Here is a 17,383-nt window from a genome sequence, read left to right on the forward strand (position 1 = left end):
AAAAGTGTGACGCGGGAGCCAACGGTTAAAGAAGCGACAAAGGCTCGCGGCCTCATTGCCCAGGAGGGCCGCCATCCTGCGGTGGACGGGGAGGGGGAGCATAGAGGACCTGAGGAGTTCTGTCGTCTCGACCCTGAAGGACGAGAAGCTGGATGGTCGCGTGCGGGTGGTGGGTCAATCCATAGTCGTAGGCGGAGCGGAGCCAGTCGCTGTAGCCGCTCTGTTCAGGTTCACGCCAGGGATCTCTTGGGTCGCAGTTGGCGACTCGGGGAGCTCCTTCAAGGTCATCGTAGAGGCCGGCCGGGACCTCGGACGACGGTACCTGAAGCCTGGGAGAGGGTTTGTGGTCAAGGCAGACGCGACGGCCGGAAAGCTGTCCTCCGACTTGGTCGGCGCCCTGACATCTGCACTGGTCGAAGCGGTCAAGGGGGCGAGGGTCAGGGAGGAGAGCCCGGAAGTCGTCTTCAGGGCAGCGATCGACGAGCGAGGCGGGGCCGTGGGTGCCGAGATAGCGGAGGGCCCAGGCGGGTCCCCGACGGGCCGCGAAGAGGCAACGTGCCTGGTATCTGGGGGCAAGCACAGTTCAGTTGTCGCATGGATGGCGCTCCTGGCAGGGTACAGGGTCACCCTGGTCCATGCGAGAGTAAACGAGTCCAGCATGTTGGCAGTCTCCCGCCTATATTCAGAGCTCTCCCATCGCGTGGCCCCCAGGGCGCTGAGGCTGAGCGTGCTTTACTCGAAGTCCCCTTCAGCTGCACTGTCAGGCTGGGCCCGGAAAAATGGCGGCGAAGTATTCGGCGGATTCCATCATGGATGTAGCGATGTCCCTCTCGCGCTTGCTGCAACTGCCAAGGCGCCGCTCTGGATACTCCCGGAGGAGTCATTCGAGTCCGCGTTCACGGGCCTCTCGACGGTCGATCAGAGTGCCAGGGCTGACTGGGTCGAGGGGACAGCAAGGTGGCGGGAGCGCTCGTATGCCGGGGGCAGGGCCGATGTCAGCGATGTGCTTGACGGCCTCGACTGACCGCTGAGTCGAGGGTCCTCACGACCTCCTCCTTGGCGTTGAAGCTCGCAGCCCAGTAGCCTAATCTCTTCGCCTTGTCTGCGAACCCTCCTCCGGTCATCGCTCGGAGAGAGTCGCGAAGCCCTTCCGCGTCGAGCTCGTCCTGCTGGAGCACGATGGAGACCCCGAGGCGCGAAGCCTTCTCAGCGTTGCCCTCTTGTTCGGGCTGCCTGGGAATGGGTATCAAGAGTGACGGCTTCTGCGAGAGTATCGTCTGGCCGATCGTGCCGTGGCCCGCCCTTGAGACCACTACGTCGCATGCGTGGAAATAGAACTCTGCTATGGAGCACCAGCCGTAGTACCACCCACCGCCCGTCCTCAGGGGGTCGGGACCCGAGGAAGGGTCCCCCCCCGAGACTACGAAGACGAACTCGTCCGACAGCTCCTTCGAGAGGACAAGGGCCTTGTTGACCATCGCCGACCTTGTCCTCGGCGGGCCCGAGACCTGCCAGAAGACCTTCGGACGGGGGTCAGCGGCGAACTCGCGCCCGGCACCGTCCGGAGTCCCCCTGCCTGATGGGATGAGGAAGCCCACATATCGGGTCTTCTCGACGTTGCTCCCCCAGAGGTTCTTCTCGCTAATCGTGTAGGGCGGGGGGAGGTCGGGCAGGAGCACCTCGTCGCTGAACTCCCACAGCTTCCCCATCCCGGAGGAAGTGCCGACGGAGAGCAGCCTTGTCGCCGCCCCTTGATGCCCGTGGGTGCTCGTCAGGTTCAGCTGGTTGAGCACAGTGAACGTCGGCAGCCTGTGGACCCGCGCCGCGAGGACGGTCGAGAGCGCTGAGTCGCTGAGGACAACGTCAGGGGCGAAGCGGCCGATGTTCTCGACTTCGTGGGCCACCTGCTGGTAGGTCCTCAGGAGGATCGCGGGGGAGGCGGTGATAGTCTCTCGCATCGCGAACTCCCCGGTCGGGGCGTACTTCACGTCGGCCAGGGGAAGCAGGTTGCACGCGAACCCCTTCTTCTCGATCATGGAAGCCACCTCGCCGGAGGAGGACATCCTCACCTCCCAGCCGAGCTCTCTGAGCGCGCCTGCAACCTCCAGCATCCTGCTTGCGTGACCGAGGCCCGAGCCGAAGCAGCCCACGTAGACCCTTGGCATCTTAGGATGCTCTCTGTTTGACTTCGCGAACAGGGCCACCCGGGGTCGCCTCTGCGAAGATCTGGGCCTGGAAAATTTGAACCTCGGTCTCCGGGTCGAGCCACGAATCTGGAGGGAGCCCTGCCTTCGTGCAGGCCTGGGAGAGGAACTCGGTCGCATCCATGCCGAACTCCGTTGCGACCTGGGGCAGGAGGAGGCCGCTGTAGTGACCTCTGCTCACCATCAAGCCGTCGACCCCGACCCTGACCTTAGATGGGAAGTCGGTCCTCTTGGCTGAGGCCAGCTTCGCAGGGGGCGACAGGACGCTGACCTCGAAGAGCACCGAACCAAGCTCTCTGGTAGACACCGGTCGGAACCTCGGGTCCTCGGTCGCAGCCGAGACAGAGGCGGAGGTGATCGCCTCACCGAGTCTCATGACGGGGTACGGGTACCCGATGCACCCTCTCAGTTTCTCCGGCCCGTCCGAAGCGCTGTTTATGGTAACGAAGACGCCGGTCTCCTTCAAGAAAGCCCCCTCCCAGCCCCGATTGAAGGGCGCTTGGCCCGCGAGCAGCCCGGACACCGAGGCCCTAGCGAGGCGGACCGCTTCTTCTCCCTCTTCTGGCGACAGAGGCAATCGATTTCTCCCTGAGGCGCCTCTCAAGCGACCTTAACTTTTTCCAGTGGCTGCCCTTCCAGTAGACCTTCCCGCACTCAGAACAGGCGTAGAAGAGCCTGTGCCGCTCTTCCGACGCCCGAGGGACGCGTCCCCTGAGGTCTCGCTTCGCAATCGCTTGCAGGGTGCCGTTGCAGACCGAACACCTTGGAGCACCAAGGCGCAGTGGGTTCTCGGCCTCTTCGAATTCCTTGGCCATGGACGCGATCCGGCCCGAGTCACTGATGCCGATGACCAGCACGGCTCTTACCCCTTTGGACCTAGCTCGCGCCGCGAGTGCCCTGTCCGCAGTGACTACGACCCTGCCCTGTTCCCTGGCGATTTGGATGAGGCCTTCGTCGTTCCCATGCTTGTAGTACAACGAGTCGACGCCGAAGGCGCGGAGCTTCCTGGCAAGGGAGCCGAGCATTGCGTCCACGATGACGCCTTCTGGGGCTCTTCGGTGCGGAGACATCTCCGCCTCCTTTGCTTACCTCGTCGTCTCTGCAGACTTGACCGCCATGTAGAGGCGCCTGGCGGCAGGGTCTTTCTCGAAGTGCTCCCTGATCGGAGAGATTATCCTGTCCAGAGACTCCCCTACACCCCTCTTCAGGTCCGCCGGGTGCAGCTTGCCAGCGAGGAAGGCTGTTTCCAGCTCCTCATAGGAGGCGAACTCCTCGTTGCCGCCGAACTTCTCAGGCCGCTCGACCTTGAGGGTCTTCTGTTTCCTGAAGATGATGTACTTCGAGTACTCCATTGGAGCGTTCCCTTCGAGGACCTTCGCAGGGCAGTAGGCAGAGTTGAGCTTCTTCAGTATCACTTCTTTGCCGTCGTGCACGAAGATCGATGTCTCAGGCTTGCTCTTGCTCATCTTGCTGGTGATCTCCGAGTCCACCGCCGCGCTCTCGTCGAAGCCCTCCGCCTCCTTCTTCCCCTGCAGCCCTATCAGCATGTGATGATGTATTGCCACTGGCTTCTTCCACTTCATCTTCTCCGCGATCTCTCGAGCGAGTATGTTGGCCCTGCGCTGGTCGAGGCCGAGCTGGCATATGTCCACGTCCAGCCAGAAGATGTCGGCGACCTGCATCATCGGGTAGAAGAGCTGGGCCGTATGGACGGCCTCCTTGGTCGTCCGGCCTGCGATGGTAAGCGCCCTCTGAGTCCGTGCCAGGGTAGTCTCCTGTGCGACCGTGACCACACGCTTCCAATAGTCCTCTTGCCTGGCGGCCTCGCTCGTCCAGAGGACCTCGACCTTTGACATGTCGACGCCGGCCGCGCGCCACACCTCCACGAAGTACTTCCCGACCTCCTGGATCTTGTCCAGGTCGCCGCCCATCTTGTTGTTGACCCAGGCGAACCAGTCCGCTATCCAAAGCTTCATCTTGACCCCGGCCTTGACCATGTCCTCGACGAGGATCGGCCTCAAGACTCCGAAGGGGAGGTGGGCGAGCCCGCTGGGCTCGAAGCCGTCGTATGCGGTCGGATGGTCGTTGGTCTCCAAGAGGGTCCGGAGCTCCCTCTCAGTGATGATCTCCTCGCCGACACCCTTGAGGAGGCTCATCCTGGACTCGAGGTCCATCTAGCGCTGCCTCCCTGAAGGCGCGGTGCTAAGGTAATGAGACTGAAGCTCTTGGAGCAATGGGCCCATTCGGGGTCGGACCTTCCTAGACCTTTGGCACGTCCCTTCCGTTTTTCCTCGAGAGCAGGAAGGAACCCACGATAAGGATTGTGACCAGGACGGCCGCCGGCGCCTGGGCCGGGAATTCGGGGATGCCGCCCGACGACAGGGTCGTTGTGGACTGGGTGCTCGATGTGGCGACGGAGGCAGTCGTCTGGGTCGAGACCGTGGTCGGAGACCAAGTGGTCTGGCTGAGGGTCGAAGTGGTCGCTGTCGTTGCGGCGCTGGACTGGCTGGTCGTCGCCGCCTCGGGGGTCGCGAAGTAGGCCGAGTCTATGTACGGCGAGGCGTTCTGCCCTCCTACGCAGAAGACCGAGCCCGCTCCGGAGACACACGAGAGGCCTGTCACCTTCAGAGGATAGTCGGGGCCCTTCGTCCATGCTCCAAGCGCGGAGCCGCTGACCATCGAGTAGTAGGTCGAGTTCACGTAGGCTCCGTGGTATCCGGCCGCGCAGTACACGTAGCTTTGGACCAGCGCGCAGGCAAGCCCGTATGTTGCCATCGGATAGCCGGCTGTCGTCGTCCACTGGGCAAGGCCGCCCGAGTTCATCGTTGAGTGGTAGACCGAGCTCGTGGAGCCCGCGATGCAGAAGACGTCGTCGGAGGACACGACGCAGCTCTGGTCGTAGACTTTCTGAGGCAGGCTATGAGTGGTGGACCAGGAGCCGATCCCGGACGAGGACACGGGAGCGAAGAAAGCCCCTGACACAGACCCGTTGTCGGAGAGGCCGCCGGCGCAGTAGAGGTATCCCGAGTGAGCGAAGCATCCCCCTTCGGCTATGGGTATCGGGTAGTCCGCAGTGTTAGTCCATGCCCCGACCCCCTGCGCTGACACCTGAGCGAAGTAGGTCTCGTTGGTAGGGCTTGGGGCGTAGCCACCGACGCAGTAGACGTAGCCCCCAGACAGTGCGCAGTCCTCCACGCTGACATGGAGCGGGTAATCCGTGGTCTTGTTCCAGGCGCCGACTCCGTCGGATGAGAGCACTGCGAAGTAGACCGAATTTGAAGGCCCTGGGCTGCCTCCGCCGACGCAGTAGACATAGCTCTGACCTTGGGAATCCTCGACGCAGCTACCTCCCGAGATGGGCTGTGGATAGGAAGTGGTGGGGTTCCACCCTGTCAGGACTTGGCCATGGGCAAGCGGAACCGTCCCTGAAATCAGTAGTAGGACTGTGAAGAACCCGAATACTGCTGAGCAGGAGGGCAGACGGACCCCGGACTTCGTGTGCAGGAGCGGACGAAGGCCCGGGTAATTATTTAAGAACGATGAACCGCGAATCGTCCAACACCCTCGGGCCGAGCCCTAGGTTGATCCCTGTTGCTTTGGCCTACTCTTGGCCAACGCAGCGACCACCAGCCCGAATATCACCACTGCCACACCCTGATGCAGCGCGACCAGGGACGGCTGCAGCTCTCGGGACACTACAAGGCCCCCTAGGAGGATCTCACCAAAGATCAGGGCTATCGACGCGAGCAGAAGTTTCCTCGCGGGGTCCCCGCCGAAACTCCCGCGCCAATAGATCGCGGCAGAGGCGAGGAGAAGGAACGTGGACAGGAGCGCCAGGATCCTGTGTGTGTACTCGGCCACCGGGCCGAGCTGTGCAGGCGGTAGGAGCCCCCCGAGACACGTGGGCCAGTCCCTTGGGAGGTCGGTGCCGCATGCACCACCGAAGCCCGCCGCTGTGACGTAGGCGCCGACCATTAGCTGGAGAAGCAGGGCCACGACTGACGCGAACAGAGCGATTCGCTTGAAGTCCAAGCCTTCGGTGCCGGCCCGCGTTGTCGTCTTAAGGGTTCTAGGCCTTCGTGAGGAGTTCGTCGACCTTAGTCTTGAGGACCGCCGCGGGGACCGCGCCGATCACGATATCCTCGACCTTGCCCTTTGCGAAGAACATGACCGTAGGTATGCTCATGATACCGAAATGCATCGCGAGCTCCTGGTTCTGGTCGGTGTCGATCTTGACGAACTTCACTTTCCCTTCGTACTCCTTGGAGAGGCGCTCCAGGATCGGCTCCACGACCTTGCAGGGGCCGCACCAGTCCGCGTAGAAGTCCACCAGCACGGGCTGGGAGGACCGGATGACCTCGTCCTGGAACCTGCTTCCTTCGATGTGCATCACTTTCTCACTCAATGTTGTTCTTGGTGTTCTCCCCGCGCCCTTGCTTATAATTTTGCCTCGGCCTTAAGCTCTTCTGCGGGCAGGTGCAGGCCTTCCCTTAGGGGGCCGGACTTCCAGGCCCTGGTCGTCTGGTTGTAGGTTGCCAGGGTGCCCTTTCCAATCGAGTCCCAGACCAGCTGCTTGAAGGAGTAGCCGCCCGCATACTCTGAGACCAGTTGGGCCTTGACCCTGGTGCGCGGATGCCTGGACACGATCGCGCAGCAGTCCTTGTATTCCTCGAGGGAAGTCTCGTACGTGCCGATTCTTCTCGCGAGCGCGATCACTTCCTCCTTGTCATAGGAGAGGAGCGGCCTCAGTATCGGGAGGGTCGAGCCCTCGTCGAAGGCCTTCAGATTCCAGAGCGTCTGCGAAGCAGCCTGCGAGAGAGCGTCGCCCGTGGAGATCCCCGAGGCTCCGAGTGCGGGCGCGACCGCCTCCGCGGTCATGCGCATGAACCTGCGGAACAAGGAGGGCTCCAGCTCCCCCGGGACCCCGAAAGTAGAAATCTGATAGTCGGCAAAAGGCACGAGGATCAGTGTGTTCTTGCCAGAGTAGGCAGACAGCATCTCGACGAGCCTCGCGACTTTGCTCGTCAACGGAACCTCGGGCGTCGGTGCCAGGTAGAAGTGGAGGTAGACCGGCCTGCATCCGCGCTTCATCATCAGCCATGCCGAGACCGGGGAGTCGATCCCCCCGGAGAAGAGGTGGACGACCCTTCCAGCAGTACCCACTGGGAGCCCCCCCGGGCCCTTGGACCTGTCCGAGTATACCAGAGCCCTCTCCCGCAGAACGTCCACGTGGATCGTCAGCTCCGGCCCGTCTAGGCGGACCTTCTTGCCGGTCTTTGAGACGACCTCGGCGCCTAGTCTTCTCTCGAGCTCCGTGGACGAGAGGGGAAACGACTTGTCCGACCTCCTTGCCGCGATTTTGAAAGTAGCCTCGTTGCCGGATGCATGCAGCATGACCTCTTCACGGATCTTGCCGTAGTCTCTCTCCGAGATCGTAGCACGGGCGAACCATGAGAGGCCGAAGACGGTGGAGAGGGCGGGAGCGACCTCCTCTGCGCTGCCCTTAGCCCTAATCAGGAACCTCCCATCCTCGAAGGAGATGCTCGCCTCGAGGCCTGAGAGGGCCTTGCCAAGGTTCCTGCGCAAGAGCCTGACGAACTCCGGCCTGTTCTTGCCCTTCAGCGCGATCTCAGAGTAGTGGGCTACGAAGGTCTCCATGGCAAGGCCCTCAGAGGACCGCGGCCGCCATCGCCGCCAGGAAGATGACCGCGAGGTAGGGGCTGGAGAACTTGAACGCGAGCCAGGCGTTCTCCTTCGTCGGCGAGCGGAGCACCTTGATGTTGGTCCCGAGCAGCAAGGCGTCGAAAACGACTGTAACCACGAGGTAAACGGCGAGGCCTAGCCCGCTGAGATAGAAGGCCAGCAGGAGGCTGACGGGTATCAGGAGGAGCGTGTTGGCCACTATGTACTTCGACGCCCGGGCGGGACCGAGGACCGAGGGCAGCATGGGAATTCCGACTGAGCTGTAGTCCTGTTCGGTGATCACCGCCAAGCTCCAGAAGTGGCTAGGGGTCCAGACGAAGACCAGCGCCCCGAGGACCCACCCGTACTCAGCGAAGGCAGAAGTCACCGCATACCAGCCTGCCAGCGCGGCGCAGCTCCCCGCGAACCCCCCTAGGACGATGTTCCAAGTCGTCCTTGGCTTCAGGAACATGGTGTAGACCGGGACGTATACGAAGGCGCCGAGGGCGATGAAGATGGTGGCCAGGTAGTTGAGGGTCAGGAGCGCGACTGCGAGCCCGGCAATGATCAGTCCAAACCCGAGAAGGAGCGCATGCGTGGCCGGGACGATCTTCTTTGCGGGAAGTGGCCTGTTCATCGTCCTCTTCATCTTCGCGTCGATCCCCATCTCGAGGTAGCTGTTCAGGGCGAGCGCCCCGGCTGAGGTGGCCGCTCCTCCCACGAGGAGGCCAATGATAATCAGTAGCGACGGGATCGTGCGAGCGGCAACGACAGCCGACCCCACCGCGACCATGAGGAGCAGGGGGACGATCTTCGGCTTTGTCAGCGCGACGTAATCAGATAGTGTCATGCAACGGCACCGGTAGAAACCCGCGCCGACCCGAGCGCGTATTATTGCTTTGCTCGAATCTCGGAAACCCTTAAGAAATCTTTGACGCTCGCCCGTCTCGTCCCGCGGTAGCTCAGCCTGGTAGACCTCTCAAGAGGACCAAAAGCTTCCGGCTGTAGTGGTCGGCCATCGGCTGACCCGTTCAGCCTACTCAGGCCACAGTCACCGGAGTGTCGTCGGCTCAAAAGGACCGCAAGGTCCTCAGGATCCGACCCGCGGGATTTCCCTTTCTCGGGCTTATTTCGTCAATCCGAGGGCGTTTCCAGCCTTCTTTTCCATAGGGAGGGTGTCAGGAATGGGCAGGGCGTATGGGGTCTTGTAGGTGCGCATCGAACTTCATCCTCGGAAGATAGCCTCCCCCTACTTTCCTATCCAGGCAACGCTTATGGAGCCGAGCCGAAGGGCGCCCAACAATGAAGGTCTGGATACCCGTGGCGCTGGGCGCAGTCATAACGTTCGCGTATGTCTTCTTCTACTTCCTGAGCACCGTCGGTGGCGCAACCTCCTTCGGCCTCGTCAACTCCGTGGGCCTCGCGGCCGTATTCATCGGGCTAGTCGCGGCGGGTCTCCTGCTCAGGCGAGCGACCCCGCCCAAATAGTCGCGTCTCATCTCGAAACGCTTAAGAACGCTGAGACGCTCGATTGGTTTTGAGCTTTGGACAACGAGTTCCTGGCCCTTTCCGCGGCTTTCATGATCCTCGGCATCACAGGTATCATCCTCTTCAACGGGCCTCCGACTCCGGCCGGCGACTCTTGCTACTGCCTGATTCCCAGCCCCGAGCCGGGCGCCGCGCAAGGAACTTCCAGCATCCTCCTTGCGCTCGGGGTCATGTTCTTCCCGATGGGCCTGATGAAGGGAGGCCTCCCCACGTTCCGCAGAGCTCCGGCTGCTCCGCAGATGATCAAGTCCCCCGCAGGGACAGTCATCTCTCCAGTGCATGTCATCAGCGGGAACGCGTTCACTTTCGGAGTCGTCGTGCTCCTCATTGGGGTAGACGCTGTCTTGATACCCGGGTACCTGGTCTACAGGAACGTCTGGTACGAGCTGGCGGGCGCTCTGCTGGCAGCGGCTGGCGGAATCTCCGCCTTATGGAGCCTCAGGAAGCCTTCGGGCGCTTCATAATCGCGAGGAACCGTTTTATCCGGTCGCGAGAGGGGTCGGAAAAGCATGAGCGCGAAGCCCTCAAAGACCAAGGCCACCAAGAAATCGAAGGCCGAGCCCAAAGCAGCCAAGGTAGCCAAGGTCGTATCAATCCGTCCGTCTGGGACTCCTCCCCGGCCGATGGTCCTGAGCAGGCACGTCGACACTATGATCACGAGGGAGGGCAGAGGATTCTCGATGGTGGAGCTGGCCGGGGCGAGCGTCTCTCAGAAGGACGCCTGGAAGTGGGGGGTGAAGCTGGACTCGAAGAGAAGGAGCTTGTTAGACCACAACGTGGAGTCGCTGCGGAAGTGGGCCTCTACGGCCCAGAAGCCGAAAGTGGCCGAGCCCAAGCCTGAACCAGTCGTCGAGGCTGAGCCTGAGCCCAAGCCGAAGCCGGCCGCGGCCAAGAAGGCGACGAAGAAGCCAGCCGCAAAGAAGAAGAAAGCCTAGTCAGTCTTCCGATGCTCTTGCTGCCATGTACAGGTACTGCTGCGCGTATCCTGCGTGGGGCCCGAAGTACCGCCTGGCGGACCTCGATATCGCCTCGTAGTCCCCCTTCCCAATCTTCGCCTTGCCCTCGCGAGCAAGCTTCTTGCGCACTTCAGGCGCAATGAGGCGCGGATAGGAGCTGGCAAGGACCTTGGCGATCCACACGTCGATGGGGAAGGACTCGTCCTTGTCGCAGGAATAGAGTAGGACGCAGTCCGCGACTTTCGGGCCGACCCCGAGCAGGAGCTTTTCCCCGAAGAGCTTCTCGAGCATCGAGCTCCTGGCGTCCTCGTAGTCCCTCATGGCCAGCTCGCTGAAGTCCACCTTCCCGAGCTCCACCGAGGTGGCCACGTGCTTCAGGAACGGGGCCCTGTAGCCGAGGCCGCAGGCCCTGAGGTCTTCGACCTTCGCTGAGGCAAGGGCCTCCGGCTTGGGGAAGGAATGGTGCTCCACGCCCTCGAACTCAAAGCTCTGCCCGTACTTCGCGCAGACGGCAGAGACCATCTTCTTGATCCTGGGTATGTTGGCGTTGGTCGCGAGGAGGAAGGACGCGAGGCACTCCCACCTCTCCTGTCTGACAAGGCGCGTCCCGTAGAACTTCTGGACCGCCTCCCGGATGACCTTGTCCTTCGCGATCGAGGAGATTATCGGGTCCAGGTCCTCGTCCAGTCGGAAGTATCGCCTGACGAACTCGCTGGAGATCAGGTCGGAGGACGCGTCGAGCCTGAGGGCCGAGCCCTCCTGCCTAGCCTTGAGGACCTCGCCAGAGACGACTCCGTACCACCACTCTCCCCTGCGCTCCCACCGGAAGACCTGCCCGCTCTCCAGGGTGTAGTCGAGGTTGAAGGGTGACTCAAGGCCGACCGTGAACTCCAAGTCTGCGAAGGTCATGGGAGCGGTCGGTAAAAGACTCTTTTCGCCCTTGGGCACATTTCAAATAGGCTGGGAGGGCGCGAAGCCCTTCTTGTCCAGCGAGTACCGGGCCTCGACGAGGAAGTCCCGGGCCCTCTTCGAGCGTGCCAAGAAGGTCTTCGCAGGAGGGGTCAACCACAACGCGAGGTTCTACGAGCCCTACCCGATCTTCGTCAAGAAGGCGAAGGGCCAGCACATCTGGGACGAGGACGGGAGGAGGTACACCGACTACTGGATGGGGCACTTGGCCCTGATACTTGGCCACTCGCCGGACGTGGTGGTGAAGGCGCTCGCGGAGCAGATTCCTGAGGGGACGCACTTTGGCATGAGCAGCCGACTGTCCGTGGAGCTGGGTGAGGAGGTCCAGAGGGCGGTAAGGTGCGCAGAGATGCTGCGGTTCTGCAACACCGGGGCCGAGGCGACGATGTACCTGGTGAGGCTCGCGCGGGGGTCCACACGGAAGAGGGTCATAGTGAAGATGGCGGGGGGCTGGCACGGGTACAACACGGAGCTCAACAAAGGGGTCCAGAGGCCGTTCGGCAAGCCCGAGAGCGCCGGGATACTGCCGGAGGAGCAAGAGTTCGTGGTCACTGCTAAGTTCAACGACCTCGAGGACGCCCGAAGGGTCCTGAAGCGAGCCAGAGGCGACGTGGCCGCGATACTCCTCGAGCCGGTCCTCGGGGCGGGCGGGTGCATCCCAGCCGAGAGGGACTACCTAAAGGGCCTGAGGGAGCTGGCGGATGAAACGGGTGCGCTCCTCGCCTTCGACGAGATAATCACAGGCTTCAGGGTCGCCTACGGCGGCGCGCAGGAGTGGTATGGGGTGACCCCGGACCTGGCGGCGTTCGGGAAGGTCGTTGGAGGGGGCCTGCCGATAGGGCTCGTCTGCGGGCGGAAGGAGATCATTTCCCTTGCGGACCCGACGAGGAGGGCGGGATTCGTCTCGATTGGGGGCGGGACATTCTCGGAGAACCCCCTTACGATGGTGGCTGGGCTCGCGACGCTCAGACTACTTCGCAAGGACAGGACCTCGATCTATCCCCGGCTTGAAGTAATTGGGAACTCTCTTAGAAAGAGGGTAGACGAATCCTTCGCAGAGTCTGGCAAGAAGACACTTACGACTGGGCTCGGTTCTCTGTTCATGACCCACTTCGTGAGGGGGTCCGACAGGTCTGTGAAGACTCGGAGGGAAGAAGAGGAAGCCTACCGAAAGTACGCCCTTTACCTGATGACCAAAGGAGTGTTTCTTCTTCCGGGACACCCTGCCGGCATTTCGCTCTCACACACGAACTCGAACATCGCAGCCTTCGTTCGGGAGAGCCAGAACTTCTCGGCAGAAGCAGTTGCCTGACTGCAATCCTAGACTAGCAAGTTTCACTTTCACCCGACTCTGTCACGGCTAGTGATACTTTGGGCCGTGGTGCCTAAAATCGAGTTTGACCCCCTCAGGTCCGGTGGCGCAAGGGAAGATTCCTGCCCTAGAGTCGAGGTTGAAGGCATACGATGAATTTTCGTCGATTAGACACCACAGAGCACGGGTCCATGTGGTGGCGGACATCACTTCCAAGTATGGCATTTCAAGCACAACAATATACTCGTGGTACAGGGGAAAGACCCCTTGGGGTAAGAGAGCGGGGAGGGTGTCCATTGTCCCTGAGCTCTTGTATGTCCTCGGCGCTCTGTTAGGTGATGGATGCATATACCACTGGAGGGGAGTCTTCCAGGTCTGGCTGGTAGGAGATAGGAAGTTCGTTCAGAAGTACGCCATGAAGCTCGGGCGCTGCCTTGATAGAAACGTTCCCTATTACAAATATGGTTCTAAGAATGCGTGGTTCGTAAGGGTCAATAACTCCGAGCGTTACTTCCTTCTAAGGGACATTCGCAAGAATCACGGCTTGCTTCAGGATCTGGTCAACAGGGTGGGCCGCAACCGAGGATTGCTCGAACTTGTGGAGGGGTTCTTCGACGCAGAGGGGTGCGTGAAAGCCATCAAGGAGCGTCAAAGGAAGACCGCAAAGATCTGTCTTGACGTCTGCAACACCAATCTTGGTCTGATCAAGGTCATGCAACTCTCCATTGCTGAATCGTTGCACATCCCTTCGAAGATTTCGATTCAAAGACCCAAGCCACCTCGAGTTACCGCCTATCACCTCAGAATTTACAAGAAAACAGACGTGAAGCGGTTCTTGTCAATCGTACCTACGACCAAGCTCAGGGAGAGCAGGCGGCGTTTAGCAGAAGTCTGGTTTGCGAAAAAAGGGCGATGGGGAAAGTCTACTTTGCAACTTTCCCGAGTCTAGCGTCCACATCCACCCAGTTGACGACGTTCCACCAGTTGTCTATGTACTTTGGTCGGTCTGGCCCAACGTCATACAGGTAACTATGTTCCCACATGTCACACCCGAGGAGTATCGTGGCTCCGCTCAGGTTCATTATGTTTTGTTTCTCGATCTGGGTCAGGACCAGGGAGTCTGTCAGGGGGTCGTGTAGCAGCAGGGCCCAGCCCGAACCCTCTACGGTCTTGGCCGCATCGGTGAATTGGGTCTTGAATTTGTCGAACCCGCCGAAGTCCCTGTTGATCCAATCTGCGAGCTTCCCTCCCGCCGATCCCCCGCCTTTCCCAGCCGGCGCTAGGTTGGGCCAGAAGATCGAGTGAAGGACGTGTCCGTCGTAGTTGAAAGAGAAGTCTCTGAGGACTGCACGAGTGTCGATTTGCATCTGGCCGCCTCTGGCCTTCTCAAGCTTCTCGAGGGCCGCATTCGCTCCGTTTACGTAGGCCTGGTGATGCTTTGTGTGATGGAGGGTCATCGTCTTCTCGGAAATGTGCGGTTCTAGCGCGTTGTATGCGTATGGAAGTTGTGGAAGTGTGTATGTCTTAGCCATGGGACGAGGCGATTCCGACCTCGTAATAATCTTGTTCCTTCAGACGGTGATGGAAGGCTTCGCCTTCTTCGCCTTCTGCCAGTCGTCGAGGAACCTCTTGAGCCCGGAGTCGGTCAGCGGGTGCTGCATCATCTTCTCCATTATTTCAGGAGGCATTGTGGCGATGTCCGCGCCGATCTTGGCCGCCTCGAGGACGTGCTGCGGGTGCCGTATGCTGCCGACGAGCACCTCGGTGTTCAGCCGATAGTTGTCCCTGATCTTTACTAGATCTTCGACCACTTCCATGCCTCTCTGTCCGATGTCGTCGAGCCTTCCGATGAAGGGGCTGATGAAGGAGGCGCCGGCTTTCGCCGCCAGGAGGCCCTGGTTTGCCGAGAAGACGAGCGTGACGTTGACCCTGATCCCCATCCCTGAGATGGTCTTCGTGGCCCTGAGGCCTTCGGGGATGACCGGGACCTTGACCACGACGTTCGGCGCAAGCGAGGAGAGGTGCTTCGCCTCCGCGACCATGGCGTCGTGCTCTGTAGCGACCACCTCTGCGCTCACGTCGCCCTTTACCTCCTTGCAGATCCTCACTACTATCTCCTCGAATTCTCCCTGCTCCTTGGCCACCAGGCTGGGGTTGGTGGTAATCCCGTCAACGACTCCCATTTGGTTGAGCTTCCTGATCCACTCGAAGTTGGCTGTATCGAGGAAGAGTTTCATGCTCTGCTACAAACCTCCGAGTTGGGTTTTAAACGTTGACGGAAGTTGAACCCTCGACCGCGATTCAAAGTGGTAGCGCAGAACACATTGTGGCGAGCAGAGCCGGTAGAGCCTGCTTAGCCCCTCTGTCTGGGTGACTCGATGGACTGTTGGCCTAAGCACGCCTGCATCATAAATGGAGGCGGCGCGCTCCTTAAATAGCACACATAGTATAATTTTACAGCTCGTCAGACATGAGGGTAAACGCGAGGGTCAGAAGGTTCGGTAATTCGCTGGGAGTCGTAGTCCCTTTTGAAGAAGCGGAGCGGATGGGGCTCTCGCCAGGCGACTCGGTGGAATTAGAGGTGGTTAGGAAGGCCAACCTCAAGGACTTGTTCGGGACCATCAAATTCGCCAATAGCGCGCAAGAGATCAAGGACGAGGACAGGCAGGGTTGGCACGACTAGCAGCAGAGCGGGGTTACTTCCTGGACACGTATGCAATGATCGAGTACCTTTCAGGGAACAGGTCCTACGCAGCTTACTTCGAGTCGGGCCGCCTCGCGACCTCTCTTCTCAACCTCGCCGAACTCTACTACCGCGTGCTCTTCGAGCGAGGGAAGGACGAAGCAGAGTCGACCTACACGGCCTTCAGGGCGTACCAAGGAGAGATTACGCACGAGGACATAACGCTTGGCATGCAGTTGAGGTTGAGGAGGAGGGCAGGGGGATCTAACCTATCTTACACCGACGCGATCGGCTACGCGATGTCGGAGAGAATGGGCCTTAGATTCCTTACCGGTGACAAGGCCTTCAAAGCAATGGGGAACGTTGAGTTCGTGAAGTAGACCTGAGCGCCGGGGTTCTCTAGTCGGGGCGCCTCAGGAGTAACTCGGAGGCCCGCTCGATTTCACTCGAAGTGAGGCCGTACTTTGCCAGAAGCTCCGGGGCCTCCCCACTCTCGCCGAACGTGTCCATCACCCCGACGCGCTTCATGGGCACAGGGGCCTGCTCGCCGAGGACCTCGGCAACCGCGGAGCCCATCCCGCCCATGATGTTGTGCTCCTCCGCCGTAACTACGCGCCCGCACCTCCTCGCGTACTTCGTGATTGTATCAGAGTCTATGGGCTTTATCGTGTGGAGGTCTATCACGGCCGCGGAGGTTCCCCGGACTTTGAGGGACTCGGCAGCCTTGACCGCCTCCGGGACCATGATCCCGCATGCGACGATTGCCACGTCCGACCCGTCGATGACGACCTTGGCCTCCCCCTTCCCATACTCAAACCCCGAGTCGTACACGACCTTCGTCGTTGGCCTCGTCAGGCGGACATAGAACGGCCCTGGGATTGACGCGACCGCCAAGACAGTCGCTTTCGTCGAGACCGCATCCGCGGGGACAACCACGCTCATCCGGGGGATCGCCCTCATTATGGCGATGTCCTCGACCTGCTGGTGGGAGGCCCCGTCAGGGCCGACGGAGATCCCCCCATGGGAACAGACGATCTTGACGTTCAGGTTGGGGTACGCGATGTTGTTCCTGATCTGGTCTACGCACTTCCCAGGGACGAAGATAGCGTAGGTTCCCGCGTATGCGACCTTGCCGGCGAGCGCCATCCCGGCCGCCACCGAGATCAGGTTCTGTTCCGCGATCCCGATGTTGAAGAACCGGTTCGGATACTTGGTGGAGAAGACCCCCGACTTCAGGGAGCCTGTTGTGTCGGCCCCTAAGACCACGACCTCCGGATTGCTGGCCCCCAGTTCTAGCAGGGCCTCCCCGTAGGCGTCCCGCATGGCGCCCTGTTTCGAGAGCATCAGGCACCACCGCCCTTGGACGCGGCTTCCCTCAGCTTTCCGATGGCCTTCACCGGGTCTGGCTTGTTGAACACGCCCGCTCCGGCCACGAGCACGTTCCCACCCCTCTTTACGACTTCCCGGGCGTTCTCTGGCTCGACCCCTCCGTCCACTTCCAGGTCGGTGCCGAGCCCCTTCTCCTCGATGTGCCTTGCTAGCCTCTGCAGCTTGGGGAGGACTGACACGTCCATCGACTGGCCGCTGAACCCGGGGTTGACTGTCATCACGACCAGGGCAGAGATCTTGTCCAACCTTTCGGCCGCCCACTGGGGGAGCTCCGTCCCAGGCTTGAGGGCCAGCCCCACTTCCTTCCCCCGTCCCCTGACAGTCGAAGCGAGCCTGTCAAACTTCGGGCCGTCGAGGATCTCCGCATGGAAAGAGAGCAGGTCGGAGCCTGCCTCCAGGAACTTCTCGACGTAGAGCTCGGGCTTCTCGATCATCAGGTGGGTGTCGAACATCAGGTCGGTGTGCTTCCTCAGGGCCTTGACCATGCCAGGGCCGAACGTGATGTTGGGAGCGAAGTGCCCGTCTATGACGTCGAGGTGTACCTGGTCGGCCCCGCCGCGGGAGCAGATCTCCGCGGCCTTTCCTAGTTCCCCGAGGTCCCACGCGAGGATCGACGGCGCGATTCGCACTCGCTTCAAGA

Annotated in this window: 22 protein-coding genes and 1 tRNA gene; 9 read left to right on the forward strand and 14 right to left on the reverse strand. The window is 61.0% G+C overall.

Annotation, left to right across the window (positions count from 1 at the left end; translation table 11 throughout):
- Positions 1-55 precede the first annotated feature (55 nt).
- Entirely contained in the window at positions 56-1,024 is a 969-nt protein-coding gene (locus HY247_02695) for a hypothetical protein (protein ID QQG49237.1), read from the forward strand.
- On the opposite strand, the gene HY247_02700 is transcribed toward HY247_02695, so the two are convergent.
- The 9 genes from HY247_02700 to HY247_02740 form a co-directional block, all read right to left on the reverse strand.
- On the reverse strand, positions 996-2,165 hold the full coding sequence (locus HY247_02700) for a hypothetical protein (GenBank protein ID QQG49238.1): 1,170 nt from the start codon (positions 2,163-2,165) through the stop codon (positions 996-998). The two genes, HY247_02695 and HY247_02700, sit on opposite strands and share 29 nt — an antisense overlap.
- A gap of 1 nt (position 2,166) precedes the next feature.
- On the reverse strand, positions 2,167-2,808 hold the full coding sequence (locus tag HY247_02705; GenBank protein ID QQG49239.1) for a TIGR00296 family protein: 642 nt from the start codon (positions 2,806-2,808) through the stop codon (positions 2,167-2,169).
- Positions 2,735-3,238, reverse strand: coding sequence for a hypothetical protein (locus tag HY247_02710; GenBank protein QQG49240.1), 504 nt, complete (start codon positions 3,236-3,238; stop codon positions 2,735-2,737). Before HY247_02710 ends, HY247_02705 begins: the two co-directional genes overlap by 74 nt.
- Before the next feature lie 51 nt (positions 3,239-3,289).
- Positions 3,290-4,378: a tyrosine--tRNA ligase gene (locus HY247_02715; GenBank protein ID QQG49241.1), complete on the reverse strand. Its 1,089-nt coding sequence runs from the start codon at positions 4,376-4,378 to the stop codon at positions 3,290-3,292.
- An 85-nt stretch (positions 4,379-4,463) separates the two neighbouring features.
- On the reverse strand, positions 4,464-5,462 hold the full coding sequence (locus tag HY247_02720; protein ID QQG49242.1) for a hypothetical protein: 999 nt from the start codon (positions 5,460-5,462) through the stop codon (positions 4,464-4,466).
- Between the two features lie 318 nt (positions 5,463-5,780).
- Positions 5,781-6,236, reverse strand: coding sequence for a COX15/CtaA family protein (locus tag HY247_02725; GenBank protein ID QQG49243.1), 456 nt, complete (start codon positions 6,234-6,236; stop codon positions 5,781-5,783).
- A gap of 37 nt (positions 6,237-6,273) precedes the next feature.
- Entirely contained in the window at positions 6,274-6,594 is a 321-nt protein-coding gene (gene trxA / locus HY247_02730) for a thioredoxin (protein QQG49529.1), read from the reverse strand.
- Positions 6,595-6,641: 47 nt separating this feature from the next.
- Entirely contained in the window at positions 6,642-7,862 is a 1,221-nt protein-coding gene (gene thiI / locus HY247_02735) for a tRNA 4-thiouridine(8) synthase ThiI (protein QQG49244.1), read from the reverse strand.
- Between the two features lie 10 nt (positions 7,863-7,872).
- Complete coding sequence (locus HY247_02740) at positions 7,873-8,736, reverse strand: protoheme IX farnesyltransferase (GenBank protein QQG49245.1); 864 nt, start codon at positions 8,734-8,736, stop codon at positions 7,873-7,875.
- Positions 8,737-8,837: 101 nt separating this feature from the next.
- Between HY247_02740 and HY247_02745 the strand changes: the two genes are divergently transcribed.
- The 4 genes from HY247_02745 (at position 8,838) to HY247_02760 (ending at position 10,369) form a co-directional block, all read left to right on the forward strand.
- Positions 8,838-8,996, forward strand: a tRNA-Tyr gene (locus HY247_02745).
- 192 nt (positions 8,997-9,188) lie between these two features.
- On the forward strand, positions 9,189-9,374 hold the full coding sequence (locus tag HY247_02750; protein ID QQG49246.1) for a hypothetical protein: 186 nt from the start codon (positions 9,189-9,191) through the stop codon (positions 9,372-9,374).
- Between the two features lie 56 nt (positions 9,375-9,430).
- Positions 9,431-9,898 (forward strand): hypothetical protein, encoded by a 468-nt coding sequence (locus HY247_02755; protein ID QQG49247.1) that lies wholly within the window; start codon positions 9,431-9,433, stop codon positions 9,896-9,898.
- 45 nt (positions 9,899-9,943) lie between these two features.
- Entirely contained in the window at positions 9,944-10,369 is a 426-nt protein-coding gene (locus HY247_02760) for a ribosomal protein L13e (protein ID QQG49248.1), read from the forward strand.
- Here the strand turns inward: HY247_02760 and HY247_02765 are convergent, their stop codons facing one another.
- On the reverse strand, positions 10,370-11,299 hold the full coding sequence (locus tag HY247_02765) for a hypothetical protein (GenBank protein ID QQG49249.1): 930 nt from the start codon (positions 11,297-11,299) through the stop codon (positions 10,370-10,372).
- Between the two features lie 73 nt (positions 11,300-11,372).
- Here HY247_02765 and HY247_02770 point away from each other — a divergent pair, with 73 nt between their 5' ends.
- Together HY247_02770 and HY247_02775 are read left to right on the forward strand one after the other, a co-directional pair.
- Positions 11,373-12,671, forward strand: coding sequence for an aspartate aminotransferase family protein (locus tag HY247_02770; protein ID QQG49250.1), 1,299 nt, complete (start codon positions 11,373-11,375; stop codon positions 12,669-12,671).
- A gap of 103 nt (positions 12,672-12,774) precedes the next feature.
- On the forward strand, positions 12,775-13,620 hold the full coding sequence (locus tag HY247_02775) for a hypothetical protein (GenBank protein QQG49251.1): 846 nt from the start codon (positions 12,775-12,777) through the stop codon (positions 13,618-13,620).
- Here the strand turns inward: HY247_02775 and HY247_02780 are convergent.
- The gene (locus HY247_02780; GenBank protein QQG49252.1) at positions 13,595-14,203 is read right to left on the reverse strand and encodes a superoxide dismutase; all 609 of its coding nucleotides are present in this window, start codon (positions 14,201-14,203) and stop codon (positions 13,595-13,597) included. The two genes, HY247_02775 and HY247_02780, sit on opposite strands and share 26 nt — an antisense overlap.
- A gap of 39 nt (positions 14,204-14,242) precedes the next feature.
- On the reverse strand, positions 14,243-14,908 hold the full coding sequence (fsa, locus tag HY247_02785; GenBank protein ID QQG49253.1) for a fructose-6-phosphate aldolase: 666 nt from the start codon (positions 14,906-14,908) through the stop codon (positions 14,243-14,245).
- Positions 14,909-15,141: 233 nt separating this feature from the next.
- Between fsa and HY247_02790 the strand changes: the two genes are divergently transcribed.
- Together HY247_02790 and HY247_02795 are read left to right on the forward strand one after the other, a co-directional pair.
- Positions 15,142-15,354: a hypothetical protein gene (locus HY247_02790; protein ID QQG49254.1), complete on the forward strand. Its 213-nt coding sequence runs from the start codon at positions 15,142-15,144 to the stop codon at positions 15,352-15,354.
- A complete protein-coding gene (locus HY247_02795) occupies positions 15,342-15,734 on the forward strand; it encodes a PIN domain-containing protein (protein ID QQG49255.1) in 393 nt (130 codons plus the stop codon). The genes HY247_02790 and HY247_02795 overlap by 13 nt, the downstream gene beginning before the upstream one ends.
- A 19-nt stretch (positions 15,735-15,753) precedes the next feature.
- On the opposite strand, the gene HY247_02800 is transcribed toward HY247_02795, so the two are convergent.
- Both HY247_02800 and HY247_02805 read right to left on the reverse strand, forming a co-directional pair.
- Positions 15,754-16,698, reverse strand: coding sequence for a transketolase family protein (locus tag HY247_02800; GenBank protein ID QQG49256.1), 945 nt, complete (start codon positions 16,696-16,698; stop codon positions 15,754-15,756).
- A complete protein-coding gene (locus tag HY247_02805; protein QQG49257.1) occupies positions 16,698-17,381 on the reverse strand; it encodes a ribulose-phosphate 3-epimerase in 684 nt (227 codons plus the stop codon). Before HY247_02805 ends, HY247_02800 begins: the two co-directional genes overlap by 1 nt.
- Between the last annotated feature and the right edge of the window lie 2 nt (positions 17,382-17,383).

The sequence above is a fragment of the archaeon genome (genome assembly GCA_016432545.1).
GTDB lineage: Archaea > Thermoproteota > Nitrososphaeria > Nitrososphaerales > Gagatemarchaeaceae > UBA183.

Bases quoted from the DNA above. Each gene is read 5' to 3' on its own strand.
- HY247_02700 (QQG49238.1), bottom strand. From the start codon at position 2,165: ATGCCAAGGGTCTACGTGGGCTGCTTCGGCTCGGGCCTCGGTCACGCA.
- HY247_02715 (QQG49241.1), bottom strand. From the start codon at position 4,378: ATGGACCTCGAGTCCAGGATGAGCCTCCTCAAGGGTGTCGGCGAGGAG.
- trxA (QQG49529.1), bottom strand. From the start codon at position 6,594: ATGCACATCGAAGGAAGCAGGTTCCAGGACGAGGTCATCCGGTCCTCC.
- thiI (QQG49244.1), bottom strand. From the start codon at position 7,862: ATGGAGACCTTCGTAGCCCACTACTCTGAGATCGCGCTGAAGGGCAAG.
- HY247_02740 (QQG49245.1), bottom strand. From the start codon at position 8,736: ATGACACTATCTGATTACGTCGCGCTGACAAAGCCGAAGATCGTCCCC.
- HY247_02750 (QQG49246.1), top strand. From the start codon at position 9,189: ATGAAGGTCTGGATACCCGTGGCGCTGGGCGCAGTCATAACGTTCGCG.
- HY247_02760 (QQG49248.1), top strand. From the start codon at position 9,944: ATGAGCGCGAAGCCCTCAAAGACCAAGGCCACCAAGAAATCGAAGGCC.
- HY247_02765 (QQG49249.1), bottom strand. From the start codon at position 11,299: ATGACCTTCGCAGACTTGGAGTTCACGGTCGGCCTTGAGTCACCCTTC.
- HY247_02780 (QQG49252.1), bottom strand. From the start codon at position 14,203: ATGGCTAAGACATACACACTTCCACAACTTCCATACGCATACAACGCG.
- fsa (QQG49253.1), bottom strand. From the start codon at position 14,908: ATGAAACTCTTCCTCGATACAGCCAACTTCGAGTGGATCAGGAAGCTC.
- HY247_02790 (QQG49254.1), top strand. From the start codon at position 15,142: ATGAGGGTAAACGCGAGGGTCAGAAGGTTCGGTAATTCGCTGGGAGTC.
- HY247_02800 (QQG49256.1), bottom strand. From the start codon at position 16,698: ATGCTCTCGAAACAGGGCGCCATGCGGGACGCCTACGGGGAGGCCCTG.